The organism is Mesorhizobium sp. NZP2234, assembly GCF_013170765.1.
Taxonomy (GTDB): Bacteria; Pseudomonadota; Alphaproteobacteria; order Rhizobiales; family Rhizobiaceae; genus Mesorhizobium; species Mesorhizobium loti_D.
This window is the reverse complement of sequence record NZ_CP033364.1, coordinates 3,745,498-3,770,665: the sequence shown is the minus strand read 5'-3', so window position 1 is coordinate 3,770,665 and position 25,168 is coordinate 3,745,498. Positions and strand designations below refer to the sequence as shown.

Here is a 25,168-nt window from a genome sequence, read left to right as displayed (position 1 = left end):
GATTGCACCAGAAACAGCACCTTCTGATCGGTCGTCATGCCATTTCCTTCTGCCACCTCTCGAAGTTGCGGATCGCTGAACATGACCATGAGGACACCATTGAGAACTCGATGTCACATAACGTGATCGAACCTCACGCGTTCCAATCATTTGTGATGTCAGGGAGTTCGCCAACGTGAACGGAGGGCGCGAAAGGTCGCTACCTCGAGCCAAGACGCGGTCAGCCGCTATTGGTCGGCGTTGGTGGTGCCCTTGGTAAGGATGTCATCCGCCAGCGAAATCGCCGTGCGCCGGTCGGCTTCGCCGGCCGCGGCGAAAGCCTCTTCCTGCATGCCTCGGATCCAGGGCTGGTCGGCCGGCGACGCGCGTTCGAGCGCCGCGGTCATCATCGCCAGGCCGCGAACGATCTTGCCGCTCTGGAACAGGAGATGGCCGAGCGTCGCCTGCGCGCCGGCATGGCCCTTCTCGGCGGCGAGCTGGAACCAGCGCCCGGCCTGCTTGACGCTGGCCTTCACGCCGCCCTCGCCTTTCAGGAACATCTGCCCCATCTCGAACTGGGCGTTCGGGTTGCGATAGTTGGCGGCGGCGCGCATGTAATATTCCTGGGCCGCCACCTCGTTCTCGGTGACCGGACTGCCGGGAATGCCCTTGCGCAGATAGTCGCCGAGCGCCACCAGCGCGTCCGAGACGTAGCTTTCTTCCGGAGAACCGGGCTCGACATCCTGGTCGACGATTTCCGAGAAGAACTTGAACGCCTCATAGTCGTCGCGGGCCACGCCATCGCCCTCGGCATACATGCGGGCAAGCTTCCAGGTGGCGCCGATCTGGCCATTTTCGGCGGCGTATTTATAGGCCTCGGCGGCCTGTTCCTTGTGGCCGTTCTTGTAGGCGGAGAAGCCGAACTGGAACACCGCCCAGGGACTGGACTGCGGCTTCACGCCGGTCTTGTCGTCGAACACCTTGTCGTCGAAGGCCAAAGCCTGGCCCACGGCGCCAAAGATCGCAACAGCGACCAGTGCCGGAAGGACAGATGACCTCAACAACTCTGGTGTTGACTTCAACAACTCAGATATCCGCATAACAGTGTGTTTCTTTCGCACCGCCCGGATGGGTGACAGCACCATCCCTGGCAGACCCGACCGTCTGTGCGTATTTCCATATCGCGCCCGACTGGTAGTCGGTCGTGCGCGCCTTCCATGTCTTTGCCCGCGCCGCCAGTTCGGCGTCGGTCAGCGCCACCTCGATCGTACCGTTCACGGCATCGATCGAAATCACGTCGCCATCCAGGATAAGACCGATCGGACCGCCAACCGCCGCTTCCGGCCCGACATGGCCGATGCAGAAGCCGCGCGTCGCGCCCGAGAAGCGGCCGTCGGTGATCAGCGCCACCTTGCCACCCATGCCCTGGCCGTAGAGCGCCGCCGTCGTCGACAGCATCTCACGCATGCCCGGGCCGCCGCGCGGCCCTTCGTAACGAATGACGAGAACCTCGCCTTCCCTGTAGTTGCGATGCGTCACCGCCTCGAAACATTCCTCTTCCGAATCGAAGCAGCGCGCCGGGCCGGAGAATTTCAACTCCGCCATGCCCGCGACCTTCACGATCGCGCCTTCGGGGGCAAGGTTTCCCTTCAACCCCACGACACCGCCGGTTTGGGTAATTGGTCTGTTGGCCGGGCGGACCACATCCTGGTGTTCATTCCAGGCAACGTGCTCCATATTTTCGGCCAAAGTACGGCCAGTGACCGTCAGGCAATCGCCATGAAGATAGCCGTGATCGAGCAGCGTCTTCATCAACAGCGGAATGCCGCCGGCCTCGAACATGTCCTTGGCGACATATTTTCCGCCGGGCTTGAGATCGGCGATATAAGGCGTCTTCTCGAAGATTTTCGCCACGTCGAACAGATCGAACTTGATGCCCGCCTCATGCGCGATCGCAGGCAGATGCAGCGCTGCGTTGGTCGAGCCGCCGGTGGCCGAAACCACGGTCGCCGCATTCTCCAGTGCCTTCAGCGTGACGATGTCGCGCGGCCGGATGTTCTTGGCGATCAGTTCCATGATCTTTTCGCCGGAGGCGAAATTGAAACGGTCACGCATCTCGTAGGGGGCCGGCGCGCCGCAGGAATAAGGCAGCGCCAGGCCGATCGCCTCGGCAACGGTAGCCATGGTGTTGGCGGTGAACTGGGCACCGCAGGAGCCGGCCGAGGGACAGGCGGCCTGCTCGATCTCGAGCAGTTCGGCATCACCGATCGTGCCGACCGAATGCTGGCCGACAGCCTCGAACACATCCTGCACGGTGATCTGGCGGCCGCGATAGCTGCCGGGCAGGATCGAACCGCCATAGATGAAGATCGATGGCACGTTGAGCCGCACCATGGCCATCATCATGCCTGGCAGCGACTTGTCGCAGCCGGCGAGGCCGACCAGCGCATCATAGCAATGGCCGCGCATGGTGAGTTCGACCGAATCGGCGATGACCTCGCGCGACACCAGCGAAGACTTCATGCCCTGGTGGCCCATGGCGATGCCGTCGGTGACAGTTATGGTGCAGAATTCGCGCGGCGTGCCGTTGGCGGCCGCCACACCCTTCTTGACCACCTGCGCCTGGCGCATCAGCGAGATGTTGCAGGGGGCGGCTTCGTTCCAGCACGAGGCTACGCCGACCAGCGGCTGTGCGATCTCGGCGGCGGAAAGCCCCATGGCATAGAGATAGGACCGGTGCGGCGCGCGCGCCGGACCGACAGTCACATAGCGGCTAGGGAGCTTAGCCTTTGAAATGACCTTGGCGTCCATTCTCATCCTTGCCGCGGGCGGTGCGGCCTGCCTCGTCACCGGGCCTTCTTGGCACGTGTCCCGAGACAGGTTCGAGGTGCGCCGGGTTTATGGCGGGAAATAGGCAATTTCCCCGGCCTGACTTTTAGCGCGGGGGTTGTTCAGAAAGTGTTGCCAAAACGTCACAATTGCACGAAGCAGTCCCAGTGCGGCTTATATGCAACGCAGCTTGGATAGCGGCATCGCCAACAATGCCCGCCCAAACGAAGAAGGCCGGGCAATGCCCGGCCTTTTGCCAGTATTTTCATAAGCTTAGAACTTGATCTTGAGGCCGCCCGAAATCGCGGAGACCAGATCGTTCCCGAAGTCGTAGCTGACGTCCGTACCGGCTTGAAATCCGTTCTCACCGTTCACAACACCCGAGTGGCCGCTGGTCAGCACGCCGATCGCGCCGGCCAGGCGCAACTCGATGTTGGGCTTGGGGGTGTAGGCGATGCCGCCACCTATCGTCCAGGTATCGGTCTGGTCGCCATAGCCATGCGAGGTCCCGCGGTCCCATGAAATCTGGGCCGCGCCGCTCCACTGTTCGTTGAATTGGTGGCCGATGCCGCCGGTGACCGTCCAGCCGTCCCGATACATCAGATCCAGCGAGGTCACAGCCGCCGCCGAACCCGTAACGCACACGGAAGCCGGAACCCCCTGCGGGCAGATCGGGATGCTTTGCAGCAGGCTCCAGTTGACCCACTTGATTGAACCGAATGCGAGCCAGCCGGGCGCGATGCCCGATTGCAATTTCAGTTCCAGCGAATCCGGCATCGACTGCGTTGCGCCGTATATATCGCCGACAATATTCAAGGTGCCCGCGATGTTGTCGAGTTTCACCTGCGAATTGTAGACGAGGCTGGCGCGCAGCGCGATATCTGGAATTTCGTAGGCGACGCCAACGCGCCAGCCCCAGCCGCTGCTGCTCAGGTCGACACGGCCGATTGTGGTACCCAAGGCCGGGTTCGCATAGCTCTCCTTGAAGCCGTAGACTTCCTGATAGAAAACGCCGCCGATGAAGCGAAGCTGCCCCTTGCCGACATCCATCTTGTAGGAGCACGTGCCGGCATAGTTGTTGCTTTTGATCTGGGTGTTGATGTTGGAATAGGAGCCGTTCCAGATACCGGGGTTTGAACTCGCACCCCATGGCTGCGAATAGTCAAGCATGCAGTCAACGCCATGGCCAACCGTTGCCTTGATGCCGACATACGGCACCCAGTAGCCCTCGGCGTTACGGGCGGTACTCTTGCCCGTTAGCCCGCCGCCGGACGTGTCCGTCGCGTTCTTGAGATCGCGCTGCGGCATGACATAGGTTCCACTGACGTCCGAAGCGAAGGGGCCCGGATCGAACAACAGGTCGATGTCGTAGCCGCCGCGCTCCAGGCCACCAGCATGCGCCGTGTCCATCACCGTGCCTATCAAAGCAAGCGAAAAGCACCCCGCCCCCAGCAGCGCTTTCAGACGCACATCGAACATGAATCTCCTCCCCGGATTCGAGTACAACCAAGCAAGACCGCTTTGTGCTGGTAGTGCAACAGCGATTTCGAGGGTGTACATGTACATGTTTTTCTTGGTGCCTTCTCCGTCGAGCCGCTTAAGGCCCTCACCGTCATAAAAACAGCCAATCTGCGTGCGCCAATTCGAAAAACCCAAAAAAACAGCCAACATCATCGCAAAAAATAGCGTCCTGACGGCCGGTCTGCCCGCTGTTACATTATAGCAACATCGCGGCAGAAACTTCCGTTTACGTCAACGACAACATTTGCGCGCAAGCTAATGTATTGCCACGGAGTACGTGGTCCACGGGAAAGACCTGGCCAACCAAAAAGGCCGGGCATTGCCCGGCCTTTTTTTGGTCGACAATGTAAGGACTTACCACTTGACGCTGTAGCCACCCGACAGCGCGTAGCCCCAATCGCCCTGAACGGTACGATTGAGCAAAGAAGGCGTGTACTGGGTCTCGGACACCGATGCGAGATAGATGGCGGCAACGCCAAATCGAAGCTCCCCACCGAGCTTGTCCTTAAGCGCAACGCCGGTACCGATCGTGTAGGTGTCTCCGGTCAAATCCCAACCCGTGCTTACGCCCCGGTCATAGGAAGCAAACACAGTTCCGGACAACTGATCATTGAACTTGTGGCCAACACCGCCAGTGACGGTCCAGCCATCGCGCCAGAAATAGTCGTTGCCGTTCTCGATGCCCAAGGACGGGATATGAAGATTGAGCTGCTTGGTAACCGACCAGTCAGTCCACTTCACACTGCCATAGACCAACCAGCCTGGTGCGACACCGGTCTGAGCCTTGAACTCCAGCGACTGCGGGAACTTCGTGTCACCCGTCGCGTCCACCGTGACCGGCCCTGGGACCGGGAATGGAATCAGAGCTGGACTTGCGACCGCCGACCCGGACGCGTCGATGGATACACCTGAGCGATACATCAGCTGGGCGCGTAACGCGATCTCGGGGATCTCGTAAGCAACGCCTGCACGCCACCCCACATTGCTGTCTTTCAGACCGACATCAAGCAATCCTGCGACCGCAAGAAGGTTGTAGTCAACATCCTCATGGTAGACGCCACCGAGTATCCAAATGCGACCTTTGCTCAAATCGAATTTTATGCCGCAGGTGACAGCACCTTCGTAGATTGTGAAATTTTCTCTCAGCTTGGCAAGAGTCCCACTCGGCGAGGGCCATGTCGCTCCACCACCATAAGACTCTGTGTAGGTACCTGCGCAAGACAGGTTGTCCGACAGCTTGAATTTTACCGCGGCCGAAGGGACAGCGTAGCTGTCGGAATAGTTCACGCCCACCAAATTGGGATTGAGCTGGTCCACCGAATATTTTCGCGTGGGCGCGACATAGGTCACGCTGGTGCGCATGTTGAAATTGCCGTCTTCAAAAAGAATATCGGTATCAGCCGTGCCGCGCGAAAAGCCGCCAGCGTGCGCCGAGCCCATCAAAGCAAGTGAAAAGCACCCCGCCCCCAGTAGCGCTTTCAGTCGCAGATTGGTCATGAATGTCCTCCCCGAATTCGAGTGCATCAAGCTAGAACCAATTCAGGTTAACGGCGCAACAACGAATTAGCGGGCGTACATGTACATGCTCGGCGAACGCACTTTCGACAAAATGCAGATAAGCACCGTAAGGCCGAAAAACGGATCGAGGCGTGCCTGTCCGAACAGAAAATAACCAAAATTCGCCCCAAAAGGCTCAAAGACAGCCACTTTTAAGGGGGCTATGGCCCCATTGTTACATTATGGCAACAATGGACGCAAAGTTTCCGTTTACGTCAAAATTAACGTAGCGGAATGCCTGTTTTCGAGGCAGCTGACGTTTGGGCACACCCCTCATGGCCTGCACGAATCTGTCCTTCAACCGGCGTCGCGAACTCTGGTCAAAGCCACCGAAAGCTTGTCCTGCGCATCGCGGTATTCGGCGAGCTTTTCGCGCTCGGCCTCGACAATCTCGGCCGGCGCGCTGGCAACGAACCGTTCGTTGGACAGCTTCTTGTGCAAGCGCGCGATTTCCTCTGTGACCTTGGCCAGTTCCTTCTGCAGCCGCGTGGCCTCGGCGGCGAGATCGATCAAGCTGCCAAGCGGCAGGCAGATCGTCGCCTCGTTGAGCACGATCTGCGCCGCGCCCTTGGGCGCCGCATCGGCGAGCGAGATGTCACCGACACGCGCCAGCCGCTTGATCGCCGAGTCCTCGCGAACCAGCCGCTCACGCGTGAGATCGTTGGCGCCGACCACGACCAGCGGCGCGATGGCCGCCGGCGGCACATTCATCTCCGAGCGCACCGAGCGGATGCCAGAGACGAGGTCGACCAGCCAGTTGATGTCGGCGGCGGCATCCGCGTCCTCGAAATCCGGCGCCGGCCAGGCGGCGTGGCAAAGCAGCGACTCGCGCTCCTTGCCCTCGCCCGCCGTCTGCGCCCACAGCTCTTCCGTCATGAACGGCATCATCGGATGCAGAAGCTTGTAGATCTCGTCGAGCACGAAGGCTACGCAGGCGCGGCTTTCGGCCTTGGCCGCCTCGTCCGTGCCCATGAACACCGGTTTCAGCAGCTCGAGATACCAGTCGCAAAACAGGTTCCAGACGAAGCGGTAGGCCGCCCCGGCCGCTTCGTTGAAGCGGTATGAGGTGATGCCGTCCGTGACCTCGCGCGCAGCGCGTGTCAGTTCGGTCAGGATCCAGCGGTTCACCGCCAGCTTGGCATCGTTCAGCCAGAAATCGTCATTGCGGGCGACTTCGTTCATCTCGGCGAAGCGCGTTGCGTTCCACAGCTTGGTGCCGAAATTGCGATAGCCGGCGATGCGTGCCGGATCGAGCTTCACGTCGCGCCCCTGTGCCGCCATCACCGCCAGCGTGAAACGCAGCGCGTCGGCGCCGTACTCGTCGATGAGGTCGAGCGGGTCGATGACGTTACCTTTCGACTTCGACATCTTGGCGCCGTTCTTGTCGCGAACCAGCGCGTGCACATAGACGGTATGGAACGGCTCCTCGTCCATGAAGTGCAGGCCCATCATCATCATGCGGGCAACCCAGAAGAAGATGATGTCGAAGCCGGTCACCAGCACGTCGGTCTGGTAATACGTCTTCAGTTCAGGCGTCTGGTCCGGCCAGCCCAAAGTTGAGAACGGCCAAAGTGCCGAGGAGAACCAGGTATCGAGCACGTCCTCGTCGCGGGTTAGGATCTCGCCGGGCTTGAAGTTCTCCAACTTGTCCTCGACCCAGGCCTTCCACGGGCCTTCAAGCGCCAGATAGTATTCGATAGCCGCACTCAGCGCCTCTTCCTCCGACTTCTCGACGAAGACGCGTCCGTCCGGCCCGTACCACGCCGGTATCTGGTGACCCCACCACAGCTGACGCGAAATGCACCAGGGCTGAATGTTCTCCATCCAGTCGAAATAGGTTTTTTCCCAGTTTTTCGGCACGAAGTTGGTGCGGCCCTCGCGCACAGAGGCAATGGCCGGCTTCGCGAGTTCGGCGGCATTGGCATACCACTGCTCGGTCAGGAACGGTTCGATCGGCACACCACCGCGGTCGCCATGCGGCACGGCATGGCGATGCGGCTCGACCTTGTCGAGGAAGCCGCCGGCTTCCATCAGCTCGACGATCTTCTTGCGCGCGACGAAACGGTCGAGCCCTTCAAGCTCGGCCCAGACAGCCTGGCGTTCCGGCGTGACCTGGAGGCCGGCGAGGAAGTCCTCATTGTCCTTCAATTTGATGGCGGCTTCGACGGTCAGGATGTTTATCGCCGGCAATTTGTGACGCTTGCCGACCTCGAAGTCGTTGAAATCATGCGCTGGCGTGATCTTGACCGCGCCCGAACCCTTTTCCGGATCGGAATATTCGTCCGCCACGACGGGGATTTTTCTGCCGACGATCGGCAGCACAACGTTTCTGCCGACCAGATGCCGGTACCGCTCGTCGTCCGGGTGCACCGCGACGGCCGTGTCGCCCAGCATCGTTTCGGGCCGTGTCGTCGCCACGGTGATGAAGGTCTTCGGATTTTCCGGGTCGAAGGTCTCGCCCTCGATCGGGTAGCGGAAATGCCAGAGGTTGCCGTTGACCTCCTGCTGCTCGACCTCGAGGTCGGAGATCGCGGTCAAGAGTTTCGGGTCCCAGTTCACAAGGCGCTTGTCCTTGTATATCAGGCCTTCCTTGTAGAGGGTGACGAAGACTTCAAGCACGGCCTTGGACAAGCCTTCATCCATGGTAAAGCGTTCGCGGGACCAGTCGGCCGAGGCGCCGAGCCGCTTCAGCTGATTGAAGATGGCGCCGCCGGATTCGGCCTTCCACTCCCAAACCTTCTCGATGAATTCCTCACGCGTCAGGTCGCGGCGATGGATCTGCCTTTCCATCAGCTGGCGCTCGACCACCATCTGCGTGGCGATACCGGCATGGTCCATGCCCGGCTGCCACAGCACGTTCTTGCCGCGCATGCGCTCGAAGCGGATCAATATGTCCTGCAGCGTGTTGTTCAGCGCATGGCCCATATGCAGCGAGCCGGTGACATTGGGCGGCGGGATGACGATGGTGAAGGCCTCGGCCCCCTCCTCGGCGCCGGCGCCGGCGCGAAACGCGTCGGCCTCTTCCCACACTTTGGCGATCTTCGGCTCGACGGTCTTTGCGTCGTAGGTCTTTTCAAGCATGGGAAAACGGTCCGCGCTGTCGGGATTTTTGCTGGTTCGGTGTAAATCGGAAGGTCTTGGCCAAGTCAACCGCAAGGCCCGCTTCGGTTCATGAGAAGCAGATAGGCGCGGCGGTGTTCATTTCAACGGGAGCCATGCCGCACGGCACCGCGCCTTGACCCGCGGCCGTCCCGGCAATACCTTGTCGGTGCTGCTGTAGGGCGCATCGGCTTCCGGCCGGAGGGGGCATTGCCCGCCTACGCCACCTCAACCCCACAGTGCGCCCATGCCGACTCTCGAACACCACAAGAAACAGGCCAAGCTCTATCTCAAATGGCACCGCGAGCGGTATTACCCCGTCGCCGCTGTGATTGGATGGCTCTTGCCGCGATTTCGCCATTTCAGCGACAGCCAAATCCTCGATCACGACTTCAAGCTGACCGATGCCCAGGAACTCGTCGCCAGGAAGTCAGGTTTCGAGAGCTGGCAGGCGCTGAAGGAAGGCCTTCAAACCGTGACCGATCATGCAGCAACAGACGCCGCAAAACCGCATCTCGCCTTTGCCGAGCCACAGCTCTTTGTCTGCGACATCGCAGCGGCCTGTAATTTCTATCGGGAAAAGCTTGGCTTCGAGACGCGCTTCACATATGGCGAGCCGCCCTTCTACGCCCAAATCATTCGCGATGGCGCACGGCTCAACCTGCGCCATGTCGACAAGCCTCCACTCGCCGCCAATTCGACCGATGACCTGCTGGCGGCGACGATCGTCGTCGACAACATCAAGGCTCTGTTTCTGGAGTATCAGAAGGCCACGGCCCCGTTCCATCAGACATTGCGGACCGAACCCTGGGGGGCCCGCACGTTCATCGTCACGGATCCCGACGGCAACCTTGTCTGCTTCGCGTCCAGCGCGGGCTGACCTCATCGACAAAAACGCCGCCTCATGGCGGCGTTTCGAAAATGATCGTTGGAGGAGATTACTGCGCGCCGCGTGCGACGCGCTCGATTTCTTCGCGCACCAGGCGCTCCACCAGCGTCGGCAGATTGTTGTCCAGCCAGTCCTGCAGCATCGGCCGCAGCATCTCCTCGGCCATCTCGTCGAACGTTTTCTTGCTGCGGCTGGCAAAGGCATCGGACAGCTCGCCAAAGGCCGCGGCGACCTGCCGGCCCGTGTGTTCGGAAAGAATTGCCGGACGAGCCGAAGGCGCTTCATTTGTCGCCGCATATGCCTGAGCGGCGCCGGCCGAAGCGTCGCTTGAAGAAGGCTGTCCGAACGCGCCCTCAACCACCGATTCGCTCGCCGGGGCCTCGGGCTGGGCAACGGGCTTGCGGATGCTCCTGTCCGGCATCGCCTTCGCCTGCTCTCCAACCGCGGCGATCTCGCGCCGCCAATCGGCAACGATGCTATCGCTTGTCGCGCTGGCCTCTGGCGCCGCTGGCGCGTCGATCCTGGCGGCAGGCGCCGGCTCGGCGGCGACCCTGGCACTGACCTCCGCAAGCGTCATCGAAGGCCTGGCCGGAACGGGATCGGCGCGCGTCTGCGATTCCATGCGCGCGATCACCGGCTCTGGCGACGGTGCCCGGACTTCCGCGAGCGCGACCTGCGTCCTGACTTCGGGCGCAGCATGCAGTTCGGCGCGAAACGCATCGACGTCCGCCGCCGGAGCTTCGCCCGGCGACGGCTCCAGGTCCTGCCGCAGCTCATCGGTCTCGCCCGGCTGCTTGCGGCCGTTATCGCTATCCTCGATGATCCTCCTGATGGAAGCCAGTATCTCTTCCATGGAAGGTTCGCGCTGTGCGCTGCTTGCCGTTGCCATCGTCACATCCGCCGCCCTGGTGACCCTGCAGATTTCCACTCCGGCAAAGCCGGATTCGAATCATGGCGACAGCGTAACCGACGGATCGCCGAACGAGAATCCCCAATCTGGGGACACGTGGGATTTCAACAGATTAGAGCGTGAAGCCGAAAAAAGCCGGACGGGGTTTTCAAAAAATCCCGTCCCGGCGGAAGGCGAGAATTCCAGCCGATGGCCTTATCGGCCATCCGGCGTCCGCACGCCGATCCACTTGTCCTTGACGGCGTTGTAGTGCTCTTCGGGCTTGTACTTGGTCACCGGCAAGCCAAGCCGGTCGACCGACAGGCGGCCCATCGCCGACAGGATGGCATAGCTTGCCACGACCACATCGTGTTCGGAATTGGCCTGGTTGATCTTGGCGGTGATGACGGCGGCCTGCGCGTTGAGCACGTCGAGCGTGGTGCGCTGGCCGACATTGCGCTCCTCGATGACGCCATTCAGAGCCAGTTGCGCGGCATCGATCACCTGCTTGTTGGCGGAGACGCTCTGCTGGGCGGCGGTGTATTGCGACCATGCGGTGGCAACGGCCTGGCGCACCTGGTCACGGCTGACATCGACCTGGATGCGGGCCTGGCCAAGCGATTCCTTGTTCTGCCGCACCACCGCCGATGTCCGCCCGCCCGAATAGATCGGAATGGTCAGCGTCGCGCCGATATTGGCCGACGTCGAATTGCCGTTCGTTCCGACATTCGGATTGCGGTTGAGATAGTCATCCGAGATGCCGGCCGATGCGGAAAGCTGCGGCAACAGCGCGCCTTCCGCCGACTTCACCGAAAACGCGGCCGCGTCGACCAGATGCTGGGTGGCGAGGATGGCCGGATGTTCGGCCGAACCAATGGCAATCGCCGAATTGAGGCTCGCCGGCAACAGTTTCCCCAATGGCGAAGCGGGCTTGAGCTTGCCCGGCTCGTCGCCGACCACCTGGTGATAGGTTGCAGCGCTCGCCAGCGCCTGCGCACGGGCGGCACTGAGCGAGGCCACCGCCGAGGCGCGCGACGCGTCGGCCTGGGCGACATCGGTGCGCGTGCCCTCGCCAACCTCGAAACGCGAGCGCGCGGCGCGCGCCTGTTCGGTCAGGAACTGCAGGTTCTGTTCGGTCAGCACGGCGATCTGCCGATCACGGATCACATCCATATAGGCCGTGGCCGCGCTGAACAGCGTGTTCTCTTCGGTGTTGCGCAGGCTCTCCACCGACGCCTTCACCTGGGATTCCGCGGCCGCCACATTGTTCCTGGTCTGAAAGCCGTCGAACAGGGTCTGGTTGATGGTGATGCCGACGCTGGCCGACGACGTCTTGCTGTTGGCACCGCTGGCGCGCGTGTTCACATAGTTGGCGTCGGCGGACCCGGCGATGGTTGGGCGCCAGCCGGACTTGGCGATGGCCACGCCTTCATCGGTGACGCGCACGCCGGCACGGGACGCATTCAGCGAGGAATTATACTGATAGGCCTTGGCGAGGGCGCCGGTGATGGTTTCCGCGGAGGCGGTCAGTGGAGACAGCGCGGTCGCGGAAACAAGGACAGCGGCAAAAAGGATCTTGGATACAGACGGCACGGGTATATCCCTCATTCGTTTTCCATGGGAACCGCGCCGCGCCAGCTTCTCGCTAGAGTAGCCGGAGTGACGTGTTTCGATGTTCCCTGTCGCTCGGTCCCAAAGTGCCCCCAGTCCGGGATCAGCAACGATTGTTCAAATGCAAGCGACCATGACAAAGCCTTTGCTGCAAGGCCAAACCATTCAGAATTCGAAAGCATGCTCACGTTCGAATCCGGGTAGTGGCTTAATTGCCGCATTAAATGCCCGTCTCCCGGTTGCAACCCCCCCAGCCTTGAAAAAAAGTCGCGCCACGCCGGCATTACCCTGCCCTTCGACCGCGACGAGTCGGCCGCCATCGGCGAGCTGATCGAGCAGCGGCGCCGGCACTTTCTCGACACTGCCGCCGATGAAGATGACGTCATAGGGGGCCTTGGCCGCATGACCTTGCGCCAGCGCGCCCTGGACCACGGTCACATTGCCGCAGCCCAGGCCGGAAAGGGTCGACGCCGCGGTTTGCGCCAACACCGAATCGCTTTCGAGCGCAACGACGGATCTCGCCAGCCGCGACAGGATGGCCGAGGCATAGCCGCTGCCGCTGCCGACATCGAGCACCGAATCGGTCGGGTTGATCTCGGCCAGTTGCATCAGCTTGGCCAGCGGCGATGCTTCCATGAGATAGCGCGCGCCATCGGCGCCGCCGCCGATGCGGATGTCCTCATCGATATAGGCGAGATCGCGCTGTTGGTCGCCGACGAAGAGCTCGCGCGGTACGGAAAGCAAGGCTTCCAGCAACGGGGCGCTGGTCACGTCGGTGGTGCGAACCTGGCCGTCGACCATCTTGACGCGAAGCTCGGAGAAATCAGCGCTCATGTCCCAACCAATCCGCTTGCCGCGTCAAGAACGCGGCTCATTTCGACTGGAACTTCAGCCCCCGGCGCTTGTGCGCGGGAGCCTGGGGCATTGGAGGCCTCGCCCGGAATCGAACCGGGGTGCAAGGATTTGCAGTCCTCTGCGTAACCACTCCGCCACGAGGCCTCATTGCTCCCGGCGTTCCACCCGGTTCCAATAGGTTGCGGCGAAAATGGCGTCAAGCGGCCTCCATGCATTCCTCGCGGTTTCCTCTGAATGAATCCTTACACCCATATCGAGCGTCGCGGCCGCGATGACCACGACGCATATTAGCATGGCATTAGGTATAACAGCAGATCACGCGAAACTCCACGCCCCGGCCGCCGTTGGGAAACGGGAGGACTGTTCCATGCGGTCTGCAAGCCCGAACGACGGAATGAACGCCTGGGACGGCTTGTCGCGATCGGGATGCGACGCATTGCTGCGGCATGCCATCGACTGCCTTGCGATAGACGGCGCCGCCAAGCTTTCACCGCGTGACCGCGCGCGCCTCGCCTCGGCCGCCACCATTCTCAGGGAAATCCGCGAGGACCTGGAAAGAAGTGCGGACCGACGAGCGGATTCGCGAAAATCCGAAACTCGAACAAGGGCATGACGCGCCTGCAAGACCCGATCAAGGACACGGCTGGTGGCGACGTTCAGTCCGGACGCCGCCGCCGCTCCCACCAGACGACGAGGCGACGGCGATGGCGCCGCACCATGGCGAATTCATAAGAAAGCACCAGCAGTCCGATCGGAACCATCCAGAAGCCAAGAATCGGCAGAAACCCGAGAATGCCGCCGATGGTCAAAAGAATGCCGATCGTGATTCTGAGGCCCCGCGATTGCGGCATGGTGAATTCGCGCCCGAAAATCGAGATCTTTCGTGCCGGTATCCGGTTTTCGTCTGCTGCCGTCATCGCGAATGGCTGCCCATCTGGTGGCTCGACAATGTCAGTTTACGAAAGCCGCGACCGCCCTATCGGTTCCGCGCCCGTCGCCAAGACGGCTAATATGAGGACTGACACCGGCGATTGCGAGAAACCGCCGCGCGAAAAAGTCTCGGAAAAATACGAAATGCTTCTTTGCAAAGCCGAAAGGGGTTTGCTATAGGCTGCGCCACTTGCTGAAAGAGCCTCCGTTCCCCGGTAGCTCAGTGGTAGAGCAACCGGCTGTTAACCGGTTGGTCGCTGGTTCGAATCCGGCCCGGGGAGCCAATCATTTCCATGCACTTGTGATATTTTAGCGCACACAACAGTGCCAAGCTCTGCCTTGGGCAACAATCCAGTGCCGGCGCGAGAGAATCGACCAGTTTTCAGGGTAGTCACCGTTACCCGAAACGTCAGGCGTCTCACTCTACAACGACACCAAGCACTGCCGCCTTCTTCAAGATCAGAGCTTTCAGATCCGCATCAGAACGTTGCGTTCCAGTCCTTTGGCGCAGCAATTCGATAAATTCGGCCATGGATTGGAGGTCATGTTCACCCAGCATCGTCTCGACCACCATGGCCACGTCGACTGTGTCGGGTCCAACCGCTGTTTCCATTTGCCACCTCCGCACAAGGTTGCATTAGCGATCAGTAAACTTCGAACTCCCGCTTCCGTTCCTATCGGCGCGATGTGACGCCTTGCATTTTAGCCAAATTAAATGTGGGAGATGGTCATGGAATTTCGAGCGGGGGCTCATGACCACAGACCTGTTTCTCGCCGCTGTCGCGGCATTCGCGATTCTCGTCCCGCTTTACTTCATCCTCAAGTGAGGCGTTAGGCCTCCGCCAGCCTCGCCAGCGCGCGGGATCGACCGTCGCGGCGTGTCGTGAGTTGATGCCGTCGCGCGCCATTCCGTCGAGACAAGCCCACGGGACGCATCGAGGGCTTCGATCTCGATCACCGAAGCCCTCGCGCTCAGCCGCTTGGCAGCTCAGACTTGCGCCAAGCCTCCGTCGACGAACACCTCGCCGCCGGTCATGAAACTGCTGTCCGAGGATGCAAGAAAGGCGGCCACGGCGCCGGTTTCCGACGGATCGCCCATCCGCCCGAGGACCGTGCTGGCCCCCAGAGCGGCTATGCCTTCGTCGCCCAGCACTTCCAGTGCCAGCTCCGTCGTGGTCGGTCCCGGCGACAGGACGTTGACGCGGATGCCCGTGCCCTTGAGGTCCAGCGCCCAGCTACGCGCCAGATTGCGGACAGCCGCCTTCGTTGCGCTGTAAATGCTGAACGCCGGGGTCCCCATCACGCCCGTGCTGGAACCTGTCAGGATGATCGACGCCCCCTCGCCCATCAGCGGCAGAGCCTTCTGCACCGTGAAAACCAGCCCCTTTACATTCAGATCGAAGATCCGGTCGTAGTGCTCGGTCGTGATCTCGCCGAGCGGCGCGAACGCTCCGGTCCCGGCGTTGGCGAGCAGGATGTCGAGGCCGCCCCGCTCCGCCTTCACCGTCTCGTACAACCGATCGAGGTCAGCCTGATCGGTTACGGACCCGCCCACCGCCCGCGCATTGGGGCCCAGCTGCTCCAAGGCCGCGTCGAGCGTCTTCTGCCGCCGCCCGAAGATGTAGACGAATGCGCCTTCATCGACGAACCGTTTGGCGGCGCCAAACCCGATGCCGCTTCCGCCGCCCGTCACCACGGCCGTCTTACCCTGTAGTCTGCTCATGATGTGCTCCTTCATTGAGGTTACACAGACTTGGCGACATACCCACCTATTGACAAGTATGCACCTTTTGGTAAGTACTATGGAATGTCGTTAGATCGCTCAGACCCAACCTCGTCGCCGATCGAGATTCTCTCGTCGGCCCAGAATTGCACGCCGACATTGCCAGGCTTCACCTGCGGCCTCGATGCCACCCTGAGAGTCATCGCGGGCAAGTGGAAGCCGCTGATCCTGTATTTCCTCGCGCAGGGCGGCCCCATCCGCTATGGCGCGTTGCGACGAGCCGTGCGCGACGTGAGCGACAAGATGCTGATCCAGCAGCTCAAGGAGCTGGAGACCGACGGCCTCGTGAAGCGGACCGACTACAAGGAGATCCCTCCTCGGGTGGATTACAGTCTGACCCCGCTCGGCCTCAGCCTGGCAGAGGCCCTCGTGCCGCTATGCATCTGGGGCACGGAAAACATGGCTGAGGTCACGCGCGTCTTCGCCCTGCGCGAGGCGTTGAACGGCAAGATACGGTGATCCTTCTTGGCGGAGACGATGGCCATCCGCTTTGCTCGGCGCGCCTTCAACAGCGCGGGTCGATGTCGTCGGTAGCCGACTCGTAATTCTCTGCTTCGTCGGCTCCGGCGCGCCGGCATTTCCAAAGGCCCGATCCGGAATATCCGCCAACGTCTGGCGGCGCTTGCGCGCGGTTGTCCGCCGCGCGATAGATGCGTCGGTTCAGGGAGGAATCATGCGGAAGATCCTGGCATCGGCGCTGCTGTCCGCAGCCGCACTTTATGCAAATTGTGCTCTCGCACTCGACAGCAGCGGCACGCCTGTCGTGGTGACACCGCTTGCATCGCGCACGACAACCGCGTCCGGCCAGCCGATCACGCTGCCGCAAAAGAATGTGCAGGTGCTGGTATCGACCTATGATATCGCGCCGGGCGCGACCTTGCCGGTGCACCGGCACCCCTTCCCGCGCTATGCCTATGTCGAGGCCGGAACGCTGAAGGTCACCAATGTCGAGACCGGCAACAGCAACACCTACAAGACAGGCGATTTCATCATCGAAATGATCGGGCAGTGGCATCAAGCCACCAATATCGGCGATGGCCCGGTCAAGCTGCTGGTGATCGATCAGGTCGAGGAAGGCGCCAAGAATACGGAATTGCGGCAGTAGCCGCCCATGCCTGAAAAGCGGAAAAGCAATCCGCTTTCCCCCGCCGTCGCGGACACCACCCTGCCCAAGCGTTTCAAAGAGCGCTCAGCTCCAGCTTCCGACCATCTGACGAGTCGTCGCGTTCAGGCGATTGAAGGCGTTGATCAAGGCGATCTGGACAACCAGGGCGGCAAGCGCCTTTTCATCATAGTGCCTGGCGGCTTCGCCCCAGACATCGTCCGGCACGGCGTCCGGGCGGTCGGCGAGCCTTGTGCCTGCCTCGGCCAGCGCCAGGGCCGCCCGCTCGGGTTCGCTGAAGTACGGCGTCTCCCGCCATGCGGCCAGCGCAAAGATGCGCTCGTCCTTTTCACCTGCCTTTTTCAGTTCGCGCGCGTGCATGTCGACGCAGACGGCGCAATTGTTGATCTGGCTGGCGCGCAGATGAATGAGCTTGCGCGTCACATAAGGCAGGTCGGCCGCCTCCGTCGACTTGTCCAGGGCCAGCAGCGCTTGCAGGGCGCCCGGGATGAGCATGACCGGGTTCTTGATTCGAGCTTGCATTGTCTTTCTCCATTGAAGGCATTTCGCGGGCATGTCTTGCCGAGCCCGGATGCCACGCATCCAGCTTCGACTCGATGGGATTTTCGGCTGCCGCCGCATCGCTGACGATCAATCGATAACCCTTCAGCTATGGGTTTAATTCATAACTACACGGTTATAAGACTGTCAAGCCGGGAAATGGCGCCTGGTCCAAATGGCTTTGTTTCGTTCACGCTTTCGCGTCAGCCGCTCGGGTGCTAGGGCATTGACCACCATCATGGACAGGATCGCCCCTTGACCACACAACCCCGCCCACCGCTGATCGAAATATGTGTCGAAGGCATCGATGGCCTGCTCGCGGCGCAGGCTGCCGGCGCCGATCGGGTCGAACTGTGCGCCAGCCTGGTCGAAGGCGGCATCACGCCGAGCCTGGGCACGGTGCGCGCGGCCCTGGACCAGGCGACGGTGCCGTTTCATGTCATGGTGCGGCCGCGCGGTGGCGATTTTCTCTACAGCGAGACCGAATACGGCTCGATGCTCGCCGACGTCGCGGCGCTGCGTGATCTCGGCGTGGCCGGCGTGGTGTTCGGCTGCCTGAACCCCGACGGCACCATCGACGAGAAGCGCATGGGCGAGCTGACGCGGGCTGCCGGGTCCTTAAATGTGACCTGCCACCGCGCGTTCGACATGACACGCGATCCCAGCGAGGCGCTGGAAGCGCTGATCCGCTGCAAGGTCGGCCGCGTGCTGACCAGCGGCCAGCGAGACACCGCGCTCGAAGGCCTGCCATTGCTGGCCGATCTGGTGCGGCAAGCGGGCGACCGCATAATCATCCTCGGCTGCGGCGGGCTCGATCTCGCCAACATCGCCGAGGTGCGCAAAAAGACCGGCCTGGCGGAGATGCATTTCGCGGCGCTGATGGATGTGCCAAGCGCCATGGGTTACCGCAATCCCAAGGTCGGCATGGGCGGCTCCGATCTCGACCGCGAATACCGCAACACATTGACCGACACACCGCTGGTGGCGGCGACGATCGCGGCGGCCAAGGCATGACCTCTCCGATAGACCGCATAGCGCAGGACGACGAAGCGGCCATACTGGCGCTCAACAACGAACATGCGGCGGAACTCTCCTGGCTCGAAGCCGAGCGGCTGTCGTTCCTGCTCGGCGAGGCATTCTACGCGCGGCGCATCGGCGATCTCGAAGCCTTCATCATGACCTTCGACCAGGACGCGAACTACGACAGCCCGAACTTCGTCTGGTTCCGCGAACGCTACGAACGCTTCATCTATGTCGACCGCGTGGTCGTGGCGGCGCACGCAAGGGGCCGCGGGCACGCGCGCCGGCTCTATCAGGATCTGTTCGACCATGCCGAGCGCGCCGGCTACGCGCTGGTCACCTGCGAGGTCAACATCGACCCGCCCAACCCGGCCTCGGATGCCTTCCACGCCGCTCTCGGTTTCGCCGAAGTCGGCGACGCGGTCATCCATGGCGGCAAGAAAGCCGTGCGCTACTACGTCAGGCGGATCGTCGCCTGATCCGCTGGCGCTGGCCACATGAAAAAGCGACAACTAAGATAGCCGTTCCGCCAACCAGGGGAACCGCGATGCCAAGCTGGCACATTCCCGAAAAGCACACCTCGTCAACGGCGCCTATGCGATCGGCACCGCTCTGAATATCTCCGCCGGTCGATCTAAGCGGGCCTCAGAGTCTTCTCACGCTGACCCCGAAGCGCATTCAGAAGCGGCTTCTCGACCCTGGTGTGAACCGCCCATCCAAAGAGCACACAGGCGAGCGTCGACAGGATGATGATCAGGTCCGGGGCGATCGGGAAAGCAAGCCAGAATTGCAGTAGGGTCAACAGGATCAGGATGTGCGTGAGGTAAAGCGAATATGAGGCGTCGCCTTGCGCAGTCCAGAAACTAGGGCCAGCCTTGATTTGCATCGTCCCATACACGATCAACGCTGCCGGGATGCCGTAGATCAGCAGCCGCGGTCCTACGCCAACGCCAACCAGATAGTCGATAGGATCGCCCGAGGGGGCGAACCCGATTGGGCCGGCCAGCACGATCATCCCCGCGCCAACGACTATAGCCCATCTGGCCGATCGCCACTCCGGCAATCGAGCGATAGCGACACCGAGCAGAAATTCCAGAATGATCGGGTTGCCGAGGAACTGGAACACCGGACCTATCGGGCGAAGCAGCATCGCGCCGATGAATAGTCCGAGCAGGACATAGAGCGCGTTTCGGTTCCAGAGCACCAGGGTTGCCGCAGCATAGAACAGCGTTTCGAAACAAAGGGTCCATGCGACCGTCAACAGGGGCGCTGTCATTACGTCGGTCGCCGGCCAAAGCAGGAATGTGGCGAGCACATCGCGCCAGCCGAAGCCATCCTTGGCCGCGATCACAACCGTTGGAACGCAGGCGACGAAATAGATCGGGACAACGCGGCGGAGTCGCCGCCACGCGAATTCCTGCCACGACAACCCGATCGATACCCGGCTGATGATGACGCCGGAAATGACAAAGAAGATATCGACACCGGCCCGTCCGACCATCTGTACGCTCAGGGGCAAAAGGCCATTCGATCTCGTCACCTCGACGGCGATCTTCACTGAATGGGAGTAGACCACCATCAGCGCCGCGACAAAGCGAAGGATCTGCAACGACCAAATCATAGCCGCGCCAGTCGGACCGGCCAGATAAGACCGTCAATCAGGCATTCGCCGAATATCCTCGCCACGAACGATGCGCGCGCCGGCACCATGCTGGCCGCCGCCACGCTCAATGCCCACGCAACCAGGGCACTCATCGCGTAGACGACGATGACCAAGGTCAGTCGCTCGCGCCATGCTCTGTTCAGGATTGGCTTCAAAAGAACCCCCGCCAAAATCAAACCACTCCTCCGCCGGTCGCGCAAGGACATGGTTTCCGAGCGGTTAACGGGGGAGCGCAGGTGAAGGTGGACGCTTAACGGTTGGTGCGAAGCATGCCGCTAGCCCCGGCGGCCGCCAGGAACGCCTTCCGGCTTCGCTTGACCGCAACACGAAATTTGGCCGGCCGGTTGCAGTCACCATGTCCGCTCCGCCGCAACTGCGTTGCCGTACTCACCAGTTGCGGTTGAGCCATTCGCGCGCCGGGCGCTCGATGAGGTAGTAGCTGCAGAGCGCGCAGGCAAAGGCGCCGGCCAGCATCGGCCAGGGGTTGCTGCCTTGCTCATAGACGAATTTGTAGAATGGCTGCTGCCACAGATAGAGCGAATATGACCACAGGCCCAATGTCGTCATTGGCCAGGACGACAGCAGACCGGAAAAAAGCCGGTTGCTGAAATCGAGCGCGTTGACGGCCAGCGCCAGCAGGGGCGTGGCCAGGAGATAATGGATCGGCGTCGGCACCGGGTCCACGAACAGGAAAACCGCGCCAACCGCCGCTGCAAGGGCGACATAAGGCCCTTTCAGCACGTCCGGCAGCCTGCCCTCGGCCTTGAGCAGGCAGATGGACGCCGACAGCAGGATTGATGCGATGTGCACATCCGTGCGCCAGTAAGTGGCCTCGTAGTCCAGGTTGAAGACCCAGTACGACACCGCGCCATTGGCCATGGCAAGCAAGGCCAGCGCTACCAGCAATGGGAGGACGCGGTCGCGGCTGACGACCGTGGCGCTGATCAGCGCCAGGATGACATAGGCATGCTCCTCGACACAGAGCGACCAGATATGGTCAAGCGCCCCGGCGCGGGTGACGAGGATGCCCGCGTAATTGTAGGTGAATGTCAGCGCCGTCAGCGCCGCCTTCCACTTGAAGGCGATGAATGTGCCGGACAGCGCGATCATGGCAATGATGACGAAGACCAGGAGCGCCGGATAGATGCGCGAGAAACGGCGCTTGAAGAACTTCTTCAGCGGATACCGTTCGATGAAAAGGATCTCGGCCATCAGCCGGCCGCTGAGCACGAAGAAGAACTCGACGCCGAGCACGCCGAGGTTGATTCCGGGGACCGGGAAAAAATGGCCGATCAACACCAGGGCGATCGACAGGCCGCGCCAGCCATCGAGATAGGCCAACCTTGTCCTGGCCGATCTGTCTACGACGGCCCGGGACGGAACCATGTGGGTCGCGGAAATTTCGGACATGCCGATCCTTTCGCATTGGCATGCGAAAGGGCAAAGCGGTACGCATTCCGAACCCGGCTCGCATTCCCGCCCCCGTCCATACTGCAGTGCAATATAAATTTGTGCAAGTGCGAGATTGCCGCCGACACGGTTTTCAGGCGGTATGGCCCGGAATTGCTTCAAGCAAAGGATGTTGCGCTGCGGCTGAATCCATCAGCAAGTGGCCACTACAGGCACCACGAAAAAGGGGCCGCCATGGCCCCTTTCCGTGAAACCATGAAACGCGCCGGTGTCAGGCGTTGGCGGCTGCCACGGCGCGCTTGGCCATGACCGCGATCAGATTTGCGCGATAGTCGGCGGAAGCGTGGATGTCGCTCATCAGGTTCTTGGCCGGCACCTTGACGCCGGCAAGCGATGCGGCGTCGAAATTCTTCGCAAGGGCCGCCTCGATTTCCTTCGAGCGAAAGACACCGTCATCGCCGGCGCCGGTGACGGCAACGCTGACGCCATCCTTGCCCTTGGCCACGAACACGCCGACGATCGCGTAGCGCGAGGCCGGGTTGCGGAATTTCTCGTAAGCGGCCTTTGCCGGAGCGGTGAAGCTGACCGCGGTGATGATCTCGCCGTCCTTCAATGCCGTTTCGAACAGCCCCTTGAAGAACTTGTCGGCTGATATCTCGCGCTTGTTGGTGACGATGGTGGCGCCCAGCGCCAGCAGGGCCGCCGGATAGTCCGCCGCCGGATCGTTGTTGGCGATCGAGCCGCCGATCGTGCCCTTGTAACGCACCGCCGGGTCGCCGATCAGCGACGCCAGATGGGCAAGCGCCGGACACGCCTTCCGCAGCTTCTCGTCATTGGCGACATCATAGTGGGTCGTGGCGGCACCGATGGTGACCGTCTTGCCCGACACCTTGACGCCATGCAGTTCCTTGATGCGCGAGAGGTCGACGAGATCCGAAGGAGCCGCCAGACGCGTTTTCATGGCGGGGATCAAGGTCATGCCCCCCGACAAAAGCTTGGCGTCGCCGCTCTTCACAAGCTTGGCGGCTTCAGTGACCGAGGCGGCACGGTGATAGTTGACCGAGTACATGTTTGTTCCTCCTCAGTGCTTCGTCGCGGCGCGGATCGCGGCCCACACGGTGGACGGCGAAGCGGGCATGGCGATATCGGCGATGCCGATGGCGTCGGTGATGGCGTTGATCACCGCCGGCGGCGAGCCGATGGCGCCGGCCTCGCCGCAGCCCTTGATCCCAAGTGGGTTGCCCGGGCATGGGGTGTTCGAGGTCGAGACCGTGAACGACGGCAGATCGCCGGCGCGCGGCATGGTGTAATCCATGTAGCTCGCCGTCAGCAGCTGTCCGCTGGCGTCATAGTGGGCGCCTTCCAGCAGTGCCTGGCCGATGCCTTGCGCCAGTCCGCCATGCACCTGGCCTTCGACGATCATCGGGTTGATGATGTTGCCGAAATCGTCGGCCGCAACGAATTGAACAATCTCGGTCAGGCCGGTTTCCGGATCGATCTCGACCTCGCAGATGTAGCAGCCCGCCGGGAAGGTGAAATTCGACGGATCGTAGAACGCCGTCTCCTTCAGCCCGGGCTCCATGCCGCCGGGCAGATTGTGGGCGGTGTAGGCGGCGAGCGCCATCTGGAACCACGGCACGTTCTTGTCCGTGCCGGCGACTTTCAGCGCACCATTCTCGATGACGATATCGCCCTCGTCTGCTTCGAGCAGATGAGCCGCGATCTTCTTGGCCTTGGCTTCCACCTTGTCGAGCGCCTTGACGATGGCCGACATGCCGACCGCTCCCGAGCGCGAACCGTAGGTGCCCATGCCCATCTGCACCTTGTCGGTGTCGCCATGGACGATCGAAACCGAATCTATCGGCACGCCAAAACGCTCGTTGACCAGCTGCGCGAACGTCGTTTCGTGGCCCTGGCCGTGGCTGTGCGAGCCGGTCAGCACCTCGATCGTGCCGACGGCGTTGACCCGCACCTCCGCCGATTCCCAAAGACCAACGCCGGCGCCAAGGCTGCCTACCGCCGCCGACGGCGCGATACCGCAGGCCTCGATGTAGCAACTCATACCAATGCCGCGCAGCAGCCCCTTCTTGGCGGCAGCAGCCTTGCGCTTGGCAAAGCCGGCATAATCCGAAGCCTTCATGGCCGCGTCGAGCGAAGCCGCATAGTCGCCGGCGTCATAGCACATGATGACCGGCGTCTGGTGCGGGAACGAGGTGACGAAATTCTTGCGCCGCAACTCGGCCGGCGACACGCCGAACTGGCGAGCGGCGGTTTCCATCATGCGCTCCATGACGAAGGTCGCTTCTGGACGCCCCGCTCCGCGATAGGCGTCGACCGGCGCGGTGTTGGTGTAGATCGCCTTCACATTGGCGTGGATCGCCGGAATGTTGTACTGGCCCGACAGCAGCGTCGCGTAGAGGTAGGTCGGCGTCGCCGACGAGAACAGCGACATGTAGGCGCCGAGATTGGCTTTGGTCTCGACCTTCAGGCCAAGTATCTTGTGGTTCGCATCAAAGGCCATTTCGGCATGGGTGTGATGGTCGCGGCCATGCGCGTCGGTGAGGAAGCTCTCCGTGCGGTCGGCTACCCATTTGACCGGCACACCGGTCTTCTTCGACGCCCACAGGCAGACGATCTCTTCGGGATAGATATAGATCTTGGAGCCAAAGCCGCCGCCGACATCCGGCGCTATGACACGCAGCTTGTTCTCCGGCGCTACATTGTAGAAGGCGCTCATCACCAGCCGCGCGACATGCGGGTTCTGCGACGTGGTCCAGCAGGTGTAGTGATCCTCGGCCTTGTCGTAGTGGCCAAGAGCCGCCCGCGGCTCCATGGCGTTGGGAACCAGCCGGTTGTTGATGATGTCCATCTTGACGACATGGGATGCTTTCTTGAAGGCAGCCGCCGTCTCGTCGGCATTGCCGATGTCCCAGTCGAAGATCAGGTTGTTGTCGGCCTCCGGGTGGATCTGCGGCGCGCCCTTGTCCATCGCCTTCGAGGCGTCGACGACCGCCTTCAGTTCCTTGTAGGTGATCTCGACCGCTTCGGCCGCATCGCGTGCCTGGCCCTTGGTCTCGGCGACGACGATGACGACCGCGTCGCCGACATAGCGAACCTTGTCGAAGGCCAGCGGCGACCATGCGCCCATCTTCATCGGCGAACCGTCCTTGGAGTGGATCATCCAGCCGCAGATCAGGTTACCGATGCCATCGGCCTTGAGCTCCTTGCCGGTCAGCACCCCGATGACGCCGGGCATGGCTTGCGCCTTCTTGACGTCGATCTTCTTGATCTGAGCATGCGCGTGCGGGCTGCGCACGAAGGCCGCATGCTTCATGCCGGGCACCACCATGTCGTCTACATAGCGGCCGGCGCCGGTGATGAATCTTTTGTCTTCCTTGCGCGCGACCCGAGCGCCAACACCTTCAATGCCCATAGAAATTCCTCCCGAAATGGTGAGTATGAAGTAGCGA

The 25,168-nt window shown here is 61.7% G+C and carries 22 protein-coding genes and 2 tRNA genes; 6 read left to right on the top strand and 18 right to left on the bottom strand.

The genetic code is table 11. The annotated features are described in order from the left end of the window. Positions 1 to 227 precede the first annotated feature (227 nt). The 5 genes from EB230_RS18595 to EB230_RS18575 all read right to left on the bottom strand — a co-directional run bounded on the left by EB230_RS18595 (position 228) and on the right by EB230_RS18575 (position 8,967). Positions 228 to 1,079 carry a tetratricopeptide repeat protein gene (locus EB230_RS18595; RefSeq protein ID WP_056572397.1) on the bottom strand — a complete coding sequence of 284 codons (852 nt, stop codon included), beginning with the start codon at positions 1,077 to 1,079 and terminating at the stop codon, positions 228 to 230. Then, a complete protein-coding gene (gene ilvD / locus EB230_RS18590) occupies positions 1,066 to 2,790 on the bottom strand; it encodes a dihydroxy-acid dehydratase (protein WP_056572399.1) in 1,725 nt (574 codons plus the stop codon). The genes EB230_RS18595 and ilvD overlap by 14 nt, the downstream gene beginning before the upstream one ends. A 291-nt stretch (positions 2,791 to 3,081) precedes the next feature. Next, entirely contained in the window at positions 3,082 to 4,287 is a 1,206-nt protein-coding gene (locus tag EB230_RS18585; protein ID WP_172375115.1) for an OmpP1/FadL family transporter, read from the bottom strand. Between the two features lie 396 nt (positions 4,288 to 4,683). Next, on the bottom strand, positions 4,684 to 5,826 hold the full coding sequence (locus EB230_RS18580; protein ID WP_056572403.1) for an outer membrane protein transport protein: 1,143 nt from the start codon (positions 5,824 to 5,826) through the stop codon (positions 4,684 to 4,686). Positions 5,827 to 6,183: 357 nt separating this feature from the next. Next, positions 6,184 to 8,967: a valine--tRNA ligase gene (locus tag EB230_RS18575; RefSeq protein ID WP_056572405.1), complete on the bottom strand. Its 2,784-nt coding sequence runs from the start codon at positions 8,965 to 8,967 to the stop codon at positions 6,184 to 6,186. Between the two features lie 265 nt (positions 8,968 to 9,232). Here EB230_RS18575 and EB230_RS18570 point away from each other — a divergent pair, with 265 nt between their 5' ends. Beyond that, positions 9,233 to 9,865 carry a VOC family protein gene (locus tag EB230_RS18570; RefSeq protein ID WP_172373518.1) on the top strand — a complete coding sequence of 211 codons (633 nt, stop codon included), beginning with the start codon at positions 9,233 to 9,235 and terminating at the stop codon, positions 9,863 to 9,865. 58 nt (positions 9,866 to 9,923) lie between these two features. Here EB230_RS18570 and EB230_RS18565 read toward each other — a convergent pair whose 3' ends face one another. The 5 genes from EB230_RS18565 to EB230_RS18545 all read right to left on the bottom strand — a co-directional run bounded on the left by EB230_RS18565 (position 9,924) and on the right by EB230_RS18545 (position 14,146). Further along, complete coding sequence (locus EB230_RS18565; RefSeq protein ID WP_056572409.1) at positions 9,924 to 10,763, bottom strand: PopZ family protein; 840 nt, start codon at positions 10,761 to 10,763, stop codon at positions 9,924 to 9,926. 216 nt (positions 10,764 to 10,979) lie between these two features. Continuing rightward, entirely contained in the window at positions 10,980 to 12,371 is a 1,392-nt protein-coding gene (locus EB230_RS18560) for a TolC family outer membrane protein (RefSeq protein ID WP_171883302.1), read from the bottom strand. Positions 12,372 to 12,539: 168 nt separating this feature from the next. Continuing rightward, on the bottom strand, positions 12,540 to 13,208 hold the full coding sequence (locus tag EB230_RS18555) for a protein-L-isoaspartate O-methyltransferase (protein WP_172373516.1): 669 nt from the start codon (positions 13,206 to 13,208) through the stop codon (positions 12,540 to 12,542). A 91-nt stretch (positions 13,209 to 13,299) separates the two neighbouring features. After that, positions 13,300 to 13,373: transfer RNA gene (locus tag EB230_RS18550), tRNA-Cys, on the bottom strand. A 512-nt stretch (positions 13,374 to 13,885) separates the two neighbouring features. Beyond that, positions 13,886 to 14,146 carry a PGPGW domain-containing protein gene (locus EB230_RS18545; protein WP_056572415.1) on the bottom strand — a complete coding sequence of 87 codons (261 nt, stop codon included), beginning with the start codon at positions 14,144 to 14,146 and terminating at the stop codon, positions 13,886 to 13,888. 222 nt (positions 14,147 to 14,368) lie between these two features. Between EB230_RS18545 and EB230_RS18540 the strand changes: the two genes are divergently transcribed. Further along, positions 14,369 to 14,443, top strand: a tRNA-Asn gene (locus EB230_RS18540). Positions 14,444 to 14,577: 134 nt separating this feature from the next. Here the strand turns inward: EB230_RS18540 and EB230_RS18535 are convergent. Further along, on the bottom strand, positions 14,578 to 14,772 hold the full coding sequence (locus EB230_RS18535; protein WP_056572417.1) for a hypothetical protein: 195 nt from the start codon (positions 14,770 to 14,772) through the stop codon (positions 14,578 to 14,580). 375 nt (positions 14,773 to 15,147) lie between these two features. Next, positions 15,148 to 15,882, bottom strand: a complete 735-nt coding sequence (locus tag EB230_RS18530) for an SDR family oxidoreductase (RefSeq protein ID WP_056573422.1) — start codon at positions 15,880 to 15,882, stop codon at positions 15,148 to 15,150. Positions 15,883 to 16,041: 159 nt separating this feature from the next. On the opposite strand from EB230_RS18530, the gene EB230_RS18525 reads away from it, so the two are divergent. Both EB230_RS18525 and EB230_RS18520 read left to right on the top strand, forming a co-directional pair. Continuing rightward, positions 16,042 to 16,401, top strand: a complete 360-nt coding sequence (locus EB230_RS18525; RefSeq protein WP_056573425.1) for a helix-turn-helix domain-containing protein — start codon at positions 16,042 to 16,044, stop codon at positions 16,399 to 16,401. A 214-nt stretch (positions 16,402 to 16,615) separates the two neighbouring features. Then, positions 16,616 to 17,047, top strand: a complete 432-nt coding sequence (locus tag EB230_RS18520) for a cupin domain-containing protein (RefSeq protein ID WP_056572418.1) — start codon at positions 16,616 to 16,618, stop codon at positions 17,045 to 17,047. A gap of 84 nt (positions 17,048 to 17,131) precedes the next feature. On the opposite strand, the gene EB230_RS18515 is transcribed toward EB230_RS18520, so the two are convergent. Beyond that, positions 17,132 to 17,587, bottom strand: coding sequence for a carboxymuconolactone decarboxylase family protein (locus EB230_RS18515; RefSeq protein ID WP_172373512.1), 456 nt, complete (start codon positions 17,585 to 17,587; stop codon positions 17,132 to 17,134). Positions 17,588 to 17,860: 273 nt separating this feature from the next. On the opposite strand from EB230_RS18515, the gene EB230_RS18510 reads away from it, so the two are divergent. Beyond that, the gene (locus EB230_RS18510) at positions 17,861 to 18,619 is read left to right on the top strand and encodes a copper homeostasis protein CutC (RefSeq protein ID WP_172373510.1); all 759 of its coding nucleotides are present in this window, start codon (positions 17,861 to 17,863) and stop codon (positions 18,617 to 18,619) included. After that, positions 18,616 to 19,104, top strand: coding sequence for a GNAT family N-acetyltransferase (locus EB230_RS18505; RefSeq protein ID WP_172373509.1), 489 nt, complete (start codon positions 18,616 to 18,618; stop codon positions 19,102 to 19,104). Before EB230_RS18510 ends, EB230_RS18505 begins: the two co-directional genes overlap by 4 nt. A 155-nt stretch (positions 19,105 to 19,259) precedes the next feature. Here EB230_RS18505 and EB230_RS18500 read toward each other — a convergent pair whose 3' ends face one another. The 5 genes from EB230_RS18500 to EB230_RS18480 form a co-directional block, all read right to left on the bottom strand. Further along, positions 19,260 to 20,234, bottom strand: a complete 975-nt coding sequence (locus EB230_RS18500; RefSeq protein WP_246738812.1) for an acyltransferase — start codon at positions 20,232 to 20,234, stop codon at positions 19,260 to 19,262. An 8-nt stretch (positions 20,235 to 20,242) separates the two neighbouring features. After that, entirely contained in the window at positions 20,243 to 20,494 is a 252-nt protein-coding gene (locus tag EB230_RS18495; RefSeq protein WP_056572428.1) for a hypothetical protein, read from the bottom strand. Between the two features lie 181 nt (positions 20,495 to 20,675). Then, positions 20,676 to 21,698, bottom strand: a complete 1,023-nt coding sequence (locus tag EB230_RS18490; RefSeq protein WP_056572430.1) for an acyltransferase — start codon at positions 21,696 to 21,698, stop codon at positions 20,676 to 20,678. Positions 21,699 to 21,969: 271 nt separating this feature from the next. Further along, positions 21,970 to 22,767 (bottom strand): xanthine dehydrogenase family protein subunit M, encoded by a 798-nt coding sequence (locus tag EB230_RS18485; protein WP_172373507.1) that lies wholly within the window; start codon positions 22,765 to 22,767, stop codon positions 21,970 to 21,972. Positions 22,768 to 22,779: 12 nt separating this feature from the next. After that, complete coding sequence (locus tag EB230_RS18480) at positions 22,780 to 25,131, bottom strand: xanthine dehydrogenase family protein molybdopterin-binding subunit (protein WP_056572434.1); 2,352 nt, start codon at positions 25,129 to 25,131, stop codon at positions 22,780 to 22,782. Positions 25,132 to 25,168: the final 37 nt, after the last annotated feature.

Bases quoted from the DNA above. Each gene is read 5' to 3' on its own strand.
- EB230_RS18595 (WP_056572397.1), bottom strand. From the start codon at position 1,079: ATGCGGATATCTGAGTTGTTGAAGTCAACACCAGAGTTGTTGAGGTCA.
- ilvD (WP_056572399.1), bottom strand. From the start codon at position 2,790: ATGGACGCCAAGGTCATTTCAAAGGCTAAGCTCCCTAGCCGCTATGTG.
- EB230_RS18585 (WP_172375115.1), bottom strand. From the start codon at position 4,287: ATGTTCGATGTGCGTCTGAAAGCGCTGCTGGGGGCGGGGTGCTTTTCG.
- EB230_RS18580 (WP_056572403.1), bottom strand. From the start codon at position 5,826: ATGACCAATCTGCGACTGAAAGCGCTACTGGGGGCGGGGTGCTTTTCA.
- EB230_RS18575 (WP_056572405.1), bottom strand. From the start codon at position 8,967: ATGCTTGAAAAGACCTACGACGCAAAGACCGTCGAGCCGAAGATCGCC.
- EB230_RS18570 (WP_172373518.1), top strand. From the start codon at position 9,233: ATGCCGACTCTCGAACACCACAAGAAACAGGCCAAGCTCTATCTCAAA.
- EB230_RS18565 (WP_056572409.1), bottom strand. From the start codon at position 10,763: ATGGCAACGGCAAGCAGCGCACAGCGCGAACCTTCCATGGAAGAGATA.
- EB230_RS18560 (WP_171883302.1), bottom strand. From the start codon at position 12,371: ATGAGGGATATACCCGTGCCGTCTGTATCCAAGATCCTTTTTGCCGCT.
- EB230_RS18555 (WP_172373516.1), bottom strand. From the start codon at position 13,208: ATGAGCGCTGATTTCTCCGAGCTTCGCGTCAAGATGGTCGACGGCCAG.
- EB230_RS18545 (WP_056572415.1), bottom strand. From the start codon at position 14,146: ATGACGGCAGCAGACGAAAACCGGATACCGGCACGAAAGATCTCGATT.
- EB230_RS18535 (WP_056572417.1), bottom strand. From the start codon at position 14,772: ATGGAAACAGCGGTTGGACCCGACACAGTCGACGTGGCCATGGTGGTC.
- EB230_RS18530 (WP_056573422.1), bottom strand. From the start codon at position 15,882: ATGAGCAGACTACAGGGTAAGACGGCCGTGGTGACGGGCGGCGGAAGC.
- EB230_RS18520 (WP_056572418.1), top strand. From the start codon at position 16,616: ATGCGGAAGATCCTGGCATCGGCGCTGCTGTCCGCAGCCGCACTTTAT.
- EB230_RS18515 (WP_172373512.1), bottom strand. From the start codon at position 17,587: ATGCAAGCTCGAATCAAGAACCCGGTCATGCTCATCCCGGGCGCCCTG.
- EB230_RS18505 (WP_172373509.1), top strand. From the start codon at position 18,616: ATGACCTCTCCGATAGACCGCATAGCGCAGGACGACGAAGCGGCCATA.
- EB230_RS18495 (WP_056572428.1), bottom strand. From the start codon at position 20,494: ATGTCCTTGCGCGACCGGCGGAGGAGTGGTTTGATTTTGGCGGGGGTT.
- EB230_RS18490 (WP_056572430.1), bottom strand. From the start codon at position 21,698: ATGTCCGAAATTTCCGCGACCCACATGGTTCCGTCCCGGGCCGTCGTA.
- EB230_RS18485 (WP_172373507.1), bottom strand. From the start codon at position 22,767: ATGTACTCGGTCAACTATCACCGTGCCGCCTCGGTCACTGAAGCCGCC.
- EB230_RS18480 (WP_056572434.1), bottom strand. From the start codon at position 25,131: ATGGGCATTGAAGGTGTTGGCGCTCGGGTCGCGCGCAAGGAAGACAAA.